The following is a 7,221-nucleotide window of genomic DNA, read 5'->3' on the forward strand; positions in this document are numbered from 1 at the left end:
CTTTCAATTAATTAAGGATTAAATAATGGGAACACTTTACGTAACACAAGCTGATGCTTTTATCGGCAAAGTTGACGAACGTCTCACCGTCAAAGCTGAACAAAAAACTATCATGGATATCCCTTTAATTAAAATAGAGGGAATTGTAGTATTAGGGCGGGCTACTATTTCTCCTGCCGTCGTTAATGAACTTTTAGAACGTCACATTTACTTAACTTTTCTCACACAAAATGGACGATATTTAGGGCGTTTAGAACCAGAAGCTACTAAAAATATCTTTGTTCGTAAAGCCCAATGGCAAGCTGTGGGAGAATCAGAACCAGCAATCCATTTAGTCAGAGGATTTGTGCGAGGTAAATTGAAAAATTACCGCCACACTTTACTTCGCACTCAGCGAGAACATCCCGATCTTGACCTGAATAATAACATCACTCGATTAGAAAATGCGATCGCACCAATCGAAAAAACTAACAGTATTGATTCCCTCAGAGGCTTAGAAGGTGCTGGTAGTGCAGCTTATTTCGGTTGTTTTCAACAGCTAATCAAAACCTCAGAATTTCGATTTGAAGCCAGACGCCGCCGCCCACCAACCGATCCAGTTAATGCTCTACTGAGTTTTGGGTATTCATTGCTACGTCATGATGTGCAAAGTGCTTTAAATATTGTCGGCTTCGATCCTTATCTAGGATACTTACATGTTGAACGTTATGGTAGACCTTCTCTAGCGTTGGATTTGATGGAAGAATTTCGTCCTTTAATAGTGGATGCTGTAGTGTTGTCGCTGATTAACAAGCGATCGCTAACCCTAACTGACTTTACCACCGAACCGCTCAGTGGTGCTGTGACTTTAACCAAAGAAGGACTGCATACATTCCTTCGCGCCTACCAACAAAAGAAACTATCGAGTTTTAAACATCCAGTTTTGGGAAACAAATGCACCTACCAAGAATCCTTTGAAATTCAAGCGAGGTTGTTGAGTAAGTACCTGATGAATGAAATCGATAAATATCCTCCTTTAATTCTCAAATAACTTCCCCATGTATATTGTTGTCAGCTACGACATTCCAGAAGATAAGCGTCGTACTAAAATCCATTCGATTCTTAAGTCCTATGGACAATGGATGCAACTGAGTGTATTTGAGTGCGATATCACTCTGACTCAGTATGCTAAACTGCGATCGCGTTTAGCTAAATTGATTAAACCCGACACTGACAGCGTTCGTTTTTATTTTCTGTGTGGCTGTTGTCAGCGAAAAGTCGAACGCATTGGCGGAGAACAGCCACGAGACGAAACAATTTTCTTTGCTGAGTCTCCTTCTAGCTAGGTTTCTGCATCTCAAATGCGCGAAAGGGTAGGTGTAAAAATTTCACAGCCCAAAAAAATGCTTCTATCCCAACTCCAGCAAGGCTTTGAAGCCATTAGTCGCCTAATCCTCATCCGCGCAATCCCTGAAATGCTTATCAAAATACGATTTTAGCCTTTAAATTTTCCTGGCGCTCTTTCCAAACGAATTCTCTAATGCTATGATTGCTCGATAATCGCGCAACCGCACCTTGAAAACTAAATACAGCTTGGCTTTCAGGCTCCCGCTTTGCAATTTATCAAAATCCCTATTAGGGATTGAAACCAAAATACGAGCAAGTCGGAAGTTATCGAAGCGCTTGCAATTTATCAAAATCCCTATTAGGGATTGAAACTTATCACTGAGGTAAGAGTGGTATCACTCTGGATATTGCAATTTATCTAAATCCCTATTAGGGATTGAAACTCAAGTTCAAGTCGCATATCATCGGTAAGGTCTTTAATTGCAATTTATCTAAATCCCTCTTAGGGATTGAAACACAGCCTGACCCCGTTTTTCTGGATGGGGTAAACTCATTGCAATTTATCTAAATCCCTATTAGGGATTAAAACATTTACTTATAGGTGTTCGTTATTTACTGAACACCTGAAGAATTTAGTTAAGCTTCAGCAATATCTTTGTTAAGCCATCGCCTAACTGCTCAATAGATTGTTGCTGTTTCGGATCTTTTAAGGTGCCATCAGCATCAAAGGCTTCATAAGCTTTGGGTACTGCTATTTGATCGGGAAGTACCAAAACTTTGATGTTTCCCAAAATAGAGCGCAGGTGAACCAACCCCCGCAAACCACCAAGAGCGCCTGGGGAAGCGCTCATAATACTAGCAACCTTCCCTGCAAAAGCAGTCAAAGCCAAAGGTGCTTCATTTTGATATGGACGGGATGCCCAGTCAATGGCGTTCTTCAAAACTGCTGTGAGTGAACTGTTATATTCTGGCGAAGCAATCAGTAATCCTTGATGAGAAATCATCAAGTCCTTAAACGTGCGGGCATTGGCTGGTAGTCCTTCTTGAGCTTCCAAGTCTTCATCATACAGAGGTAAGGGCAAATCGCGGAGGTCTATATAAGTCACTTCTGCGCCTGCTGCCTTAGCGCCAGCTGCGGCGATTTTTACCAGTTTTTTGTTGTAAGAATCTATCCGGGTGCTGCCTGCAAAGGCGAGGATTTTCGGTGTAGATGCCATAATTCTAGGTTGAATGGGAAGGATTAACCTGTTCAACTGCATTATCCTGTTTTCAGGCGATCGCTGTTTGCTACTTTTAGAGTTTCTTTACAAACTATCTCTAAGTTACAAAATTACACTAATTCTAGTGAAGACTGAAAATTTGCCTTTGAAGTCGAAATATGAATGCTCACAAGATAGAAGTCGTTTTAACTGAAGATGGAACTTTGACACTACGCGGTTTACCCTTTCATGCCGGAGATGCTGTGGAAGTGATTATTCTGGAAACGAAAACTTTACACCACCAAGCAGCGCCAAAACCCAAATTTGAGACAAATCCAAATCTATTACACAACACACAGCCATACCGTTATGACGACCCCACAGAACCCGTAGCCTTGGAGGACTGGGAAGTTTTGCAATGATTGTACTTGATACTCATATTTGACCAACTTATTGTGGCTACAGCCAGATTTTATGATTGTCCTTTGTTAACTTCAGATGCCAAAATTCTTAACTACCCTGGCGTGAAAACACTGAAGTAGATTTAGATCGCTGTTTGCTACTTTTAGAGTTTCTTTACAAACTTTCTCTCAGATTATGGCGAATTGGTCAGATTCTTATCTCGGCAAGTTACGACAAATTGTAGGCGATCGCTTACTTCTATTATTTGGCGCACGTGTGATTATAGAGGATAATTTGGGGCGCGTTTTGTTGCAAAAGCGGAGTGATTTCAAACTTTGGGGGCTACCTGGTGGCTGTCCAGAAGTAGGTGACTCTGCCGAAGAATGTTCAGCACGAGAAGTTTTTGAAGAAACTGGTTTAACAGTTAAGCGTTTTGAAGCTGTGGGGTTTTCTTCCAATCCAGCCTTTGAAACTGTAACTTATCCCAATGGCGATCGCGTCCAAAATTTCATTTTAATTTTGCGAGCCGTTGAATGGTCAGGCAGTCTCGCTTGCTTAGATGGAGAATCGCTGGCGCTGGAATTTTTTGATTTAGCTGACTTACCTACGTTAATGCCAAACGATCGCCCTGTTTTAGAAAAGTTTCAAGAATATAAAGAAAGCGGCAAATTCCTGATGTTCTAAAGCATTTTTTCCAAAAACTGCTTGGCGCGATCGCACTGAGGATTTTGGAAAAACTCGCTAGGAGTAGTATCTTCTGCTAAACTTCCCCGATCGAGGAACATAATCCGATTGGCAACTTCTTTGGCAAAGCCCATTTCATGAGTAACGATCGCCATTGTCATTCCAGATAGTGCTAAACCTTTCATCACTTCCAGCACATCTTTGACCATTTCGGGATCTAAAGCAGAGGTGGGTTCATCAAATAAAATCATCTCAGGTTCCATTGCTAATGCACGGGCGATCGCTACTCGCTGTTTCTGTCCCCCAGATAATTTGGATGGATACACAGACACTTTTGATTCTAAACCTACCTTCTTCAGCAATTCTAAGCCATGTTCTGCTGCTTTTTGCTTGTTAACACCTTTCACCTTTATCGGCGCGTAGGTGACATTTTCCAGCACATTCATGTGGGGAAACAAATTAAAATGTTGAAATACCATCACTAAATGCTGGCGTACTTTAGCAATATTTGCTTTGGGATTGGTAATTTCTCGGTCGTGAAAGTAAATTCTCCCTCTGGTGGGTTGTTCTAGCAAGTTTATGCATCGTAAAAAGGTAGACTTACCCGAACCAGAAGGGCCTAATATGGCAACCACTTCCCCTTGGTAAAACTCAGTGGAAATATCTTTGAGTACGTCGAGTTTGCCAAAGGATTTAGATAAAAATTCTGTGCGAATGACTACATTACTCACTTTCTCGTAACCTCCTTTCTAAAGCGGATGCACCCAAGGTCATACCCATTACCAAAACATAGTAGATTAACCCTGCAAATAGTAGTGGTTCAAAATAAATATATTTGTTTGCACCAACGATTTGAGCGCTGCGTAATATTTCCACTACCCCAATAGTTGACACCAGCGCGGAATCTTTGAGCAATCCGATAGTTTCATTTACCAATGCTGGGAGAATGTTCTTTAATGCTTGGGGCAAAATCACATCCCACATCATCAACCAATAGGGAACACCCATAGACATCGCCGCTTCACTTTGTCCTTTATCCACCGCTTGAATCCCACCTCTGATGGTTTCCGACATATAAGCGCCAGAATTCAAGGTAAAAGTTAACACCCCAGCCTCCAATGCGGAAATGTCATAGCCTGTAAGCTGGGGTGTTGCGTAATAAACTAATGCCAACTGTAAAAGCAAAGGTGTACCTCGAAAAACAGAGGTGTAGGCGTTAGCAACCCAGGTAAGCGGCTTGATGCCGAGAATTTTTAACAGAGACAGGATTGTTCCCCAGATTAACCCCAAGGTTACAGATAATAGGGTAAACAACAAAGTTAACGGGATTCCCCGCAGAATAAAGGGAATGTCAGGAAGAATTCTGGTGAAGTCGAGATTCAATCCGCCTTTGGTAGGAGTTGAAGATGCAGAATTGGCGGCGGTATTCTGTGAAAACCATTTGGTGACAAGTTTAGCCAATGTGCCATCATCCTTCATTTGTTGAAGGACTTTGTTAAACGGTTCTACAAAAGAAGAACCTTTAGGAAAAGCGATCGCCGATCCACTTGCTTCCTCTGAGGGAATAGTATTAAATTCTAAATCTGGGTTAGCTTGGGCAAATCCTTTAGCGACGGTATCTTCAACAATTGCGGCATCAATTCGCCCAGATTTGATTTCTTGAACTACTTCCGGCACTTTATTGAGTTGCTTTAGCTGAATACCCGCAACTTTTTTCGCAATTTTTTGGGCATTTTGTTCTTGTATCGTTCCTAGTTGCACCCCAACTTTTTTCTGTGATAAGTCTTGGGGTTGCTTGAGATTGCTACCTTTAGGAGCGACAATCGTATCTTTGGCTTCGTAATAAATAATTGAAAAATCAATGTTTTTTTGACGTTCTGGAGTCGGAGTCATCCCAGCCATGACAAAATCAGCGCGATTTGCTTGGATTGCAGGGATTAATCCATTAAAATCAGATTCCATTATTTGAAGTTTAAACCCTAGTTTTTCAGCAAGGGTTTTGGCAATATCTATATCAAAGCCAACGATTTGGCGATCGCCTCCTTTCGTATCATAAAACTCATAAGGAGGATAATCTGGGGAAGTAATCATCGTCAGCGTGTCTTTCCCTAAAGGTGAAGCAGCTTTTAGAGAATTACTATGTCCTGTGATGATGCTGATTCCTACGGCTGTTACAACCAGTATCGTCAATAGCCATCCTTTTTTTTTCTTCATAAAATATTCTGCACCTTAAACTGCTACATCAATCGAGCAAATAATACCTGTGATATCATGTCCGCTTGATTGCTTATTAAACCCGAAGAACCCCACCCCGCCAAAGCTGTGCTTTGTCTCCCCTCCCCGCCTGCGGGGAGGGGTTGGGGGTGGGGTGGGCAACATGAGCGCCCAATTCACAGGACGGGCAAGATGCCCATCCCACAAGAAATATTGTGATATTTTATTACTTGGAAGTCCCTTAATCCCATGAAAACTTCGGGACTGTCAAATTCTGACTTTAGTCGCCTCCAGCAACTTAACGCTGGCATAAATCGCATCAATATAAGGTGTGGGAATTTGAGTAAGTTTTCCCAATTCTGCCACCGCACCAACGATCGCGTCTATTTCTGTAGCGCGTCCGGCTTCGATATCTTGTAGCATTGAGGTTTTATGGGCACCAACGTTTTCTGCGCCATTAATTCGCTGTTCTAAAGTAATGCCAAATTTTATACCTAAGTTTTCGGCGATCGCTTGAGTTTCACTCATCATTTGTCGCGCTAGTTCGCGGGTGAGGGGATAGCGGCAAATATCCTCTAGAGTCGCACCAGTTAAGGCACTGATCGGATTAAACGCTACATTTCCCCACAATTTGATCCAAATTTCCGTGCGAATTTGATTGCGGATTGGTGCTTTGAATCCTGCCTGTTTTAAAGTTTGTGCTAATAATTGGATGCGTTCGGTTTTAGTGCCGTCGATTTCACCCAGAGTAAAGCGATCGCCTTCAATATGTTTAATTACACCTGGTTCAATTATCTCAGTTGCCGGGTAAACAACACAACCAATTGCACGTTCAGCACCGATACTAGTTTCAATAATCCCATCTGGATCGACAGATTGAATCCGCGTACCTTCATACTCACCGCCATGCTGACGAAAGTACCACCAAGGAACGCCATTTTGGGCTGTCACCACCATCGTGTGAGCATCGTAGAGTGCTGGGAGAAAAGGTGCGATCGCCGGAACACTGTGAGCCTTCACAGTTAAAATTACTACATCCTGTGGCCCAGCTGACTGAATATCGCTAGTTGCCAGAAATGGAGTAGCAATTTGGCTAGAACCATCTGCCATAAACAACTTCAGCCCATTTTTTTGAATTGCCTCCAAATGAGAACCACGCGCGATTAATGTCACCTCTTCACCTGCCAGTGCCAATTTCGCCCCTAAATATCCACCAATCGCACCCGCGCCAACAATACAGATTTTCATTTTGTCAAAAGAATATGAGTCGTAGAAGACGGTATCCAATTAAGTTCCCAATAGTGAATTCTCCAGCTGAGAGTGGGAAGATTCACAACTACTACTCATAACTCATAACTCATAACTCATAACTCATAACTCATAACTCATAACTCAT

At 42.2% G+C, this 7,221-nt stretch carries 8 protein-coding genes, 1 pseudogene and 1 CRISPR repeat array; of the genes and pseudogenes, 5 read left to right on the forward strand and 4 right to left on the reverse strand.

What is annotated here, in order from left to right:
* The first annotated feature begins 25 nt into the window (after nt 1–25).
* Nucleotides 26–1,030 (forward strand): type I-D CRISPR-associated endonuclease Cas1d, encoded by a 1,005-nt coding sequence (gene cas1d / locus RMY64_RS33120; protein WP_322702266.1) that lies wholly within the window; start codon nt 26–28, stop codon nt 1,028–1,030.
* Nucleotides 1,031–1,037: 7 nt separating this feature from the next.
* Nucleotides 1,038–1,325 carry a CRISPR-associated endonuclease Cas2 gene (gene cas2 / locus RMY64_RS33125; RefSeq protein ID WP_322674756.1) on the forward strand — a complete coding sequence of 96 codons (288 nt, stop codon included), beginning with the start codon at nt 1,038–1,040 and terminating at the stop codon, nt 1,323–1,325.
* Between the two features lie 267 nt (nt 1,326–1,592).
* A CRISPR array of direct repeats spans nt 1,593–1,915; the repeat unit is 36 nt; unit sequence TTGCAATTTATCAAAATCCCTATTAGGGATTGAAAC.
* 43 nt (nt 1,916–1,958) lie between these two features.
* Here cas2 and RMY64_RS33130 read toward each other — a convergent pair.
* Entirely contained in the window at nt 1,959–2,543 is a 585-nt protein-coding gene (locus RMY64_RS33130; protein ID WP_322691611.1) for an NAD(P)H-dependent oxidoreductase, read from the reverse strand.
* Between the two features lie 161 nt (nt 2,544–2,704).
* Here RMY64_RS33130 and RMY64_RS33135 point away from each other — a divergent pair, with 161 nt between their 5' ends.
* From RMY64_RS33135 to RMY64_RS33145, 3 genes and pseudogenes are all read left to right on the forward strand, one after another.
* Nucleotides 2,705–2,947 (forward strand): hypothetical protein, encoded by a 243-nt coding sequence (locus RMY64_RS33135; protein ID WP_322702267.1) that lies wholly within the window; start codon nt 2,705–2,707, stop codon nt 2,945–2,947.
* 18 nt (nt 2,948–2,965) lie between these two features.
* A pseudogene (locus RMY64_RS33140) lies at nt 2,966–3,067 on the forward strand (type II toxin-antitoxin system VapC family toxin); the annotation flags it as partial.
* A gap of 55 nt (nt 3,068–3,122) precedes the next feature.
* Entirely contained in the window at nt 3,123–3,611 is a 489-nt protein-coding gene (locus RMY64_RS33145; protein WP_322666478.1) for an NUDIX hydrolase, read from the forward strand.
* Here the strand turns inward: RMY64_RS33145 and RMY64_RS33150 are convergent.
* The 3 genes from RMY64_RS33150 to RMY64_RS33160 form a co-directional block, all read right to left on the reverse strand.
* Entirely contained in the window at nt 3,608–4,342 is a 735-nt protein-coding gene (locus RMY64_RS33150; protein WP_322702268.1) for an amino acid ABC transporter ATP-binding protein, read from the reverse strand. The two genes, RMY64_RS33145 and RMY64_RS33150, sit on opposite strands and share 4 nt — an antisense overlap.
* A complete protein-coding gene (locus RMY64_RS33155) occupies nt 4,335–5,825 on the reverse strand; it encodes an ABC transporter permease subunit (RefSeq protein WP_322702269.1) in 1,491 nt (496 codons plus the stop codon). Before RMY64_RS33155 ends, RMY64_RS33150 begins: the two co-directional genes overlap by 8 nt.
* A gap of 267 nt (nt 5,826–6,092) precedes the next feature.
* Nucleotides 6,093–7,073, reverse strand: coding sequence for a 2-dehydropantoate 2-reductase (locus RMY64_RS33160; protein ID WP_322702270.1), 981 nt, complete (start codon nt 7,071–7,073; stop codon nt 6,093–6,095).
* Nucleotides 7,074–7,221 lie beyond the last annotated feature (148 nt).

This window comes from Nostoc sp. DedQUE08 (genome assembly GCF_034530895.1).
Lineage (GTDB): Bacteria > Cyanobacteriota > Cyanobacteriia > Cyanobacteriales > Nostocaceae > Nostoc.

Coding starts and splice junctions, on each gene's coding strand:
- cas1d (WP_322702266.1), top strand. CDS start 26: ATGGGAACACTTTACGTAACACAAGCTGATGCTTTTATCGGCAAAGTT.
- cas2 (WP_322674756.1), top strand. CDS start 1,038: ATGTATATTGTTGTCAGCTACGACATTCCAGAAGATAAGCGTCGTACT.
- RMY64_RS33130 (WP_322691611.1), bottom strand. CDS start 2,543: ATGGCATCTACACCGAAAATCCTCGCCTTTGCAGGCAGCACCCGGATA.
- RMY64_RS33135 (WP_322702267.1), top strand. CDS start 2,705: ATGAATGCTCACAAGATAGAAGTCGTTTTAACTGAAGATGGAACTTTG.
- RMY64_RS33145 (WP_322666478.1), top strand. CDS start 3,123: ATGGCGAATTGGTCAGATTCTTATCTCGGCAAGTTACGACAAATTGTA.
- RMY64_RS33155 (WP_322702269.1), bottom strand. CDS start 5,825: ATGAAGAAAAAAAAAGGATGGCTATTGACGATACTGGTTGTAACAGCC.
- RMY64_RS33160 (WP_322702270.1), bottom strand. CDS start 7,073: ATGAAAATCTGTATTGTTGGCGCGGGTGCGATTGGTGGATATTTAGGG.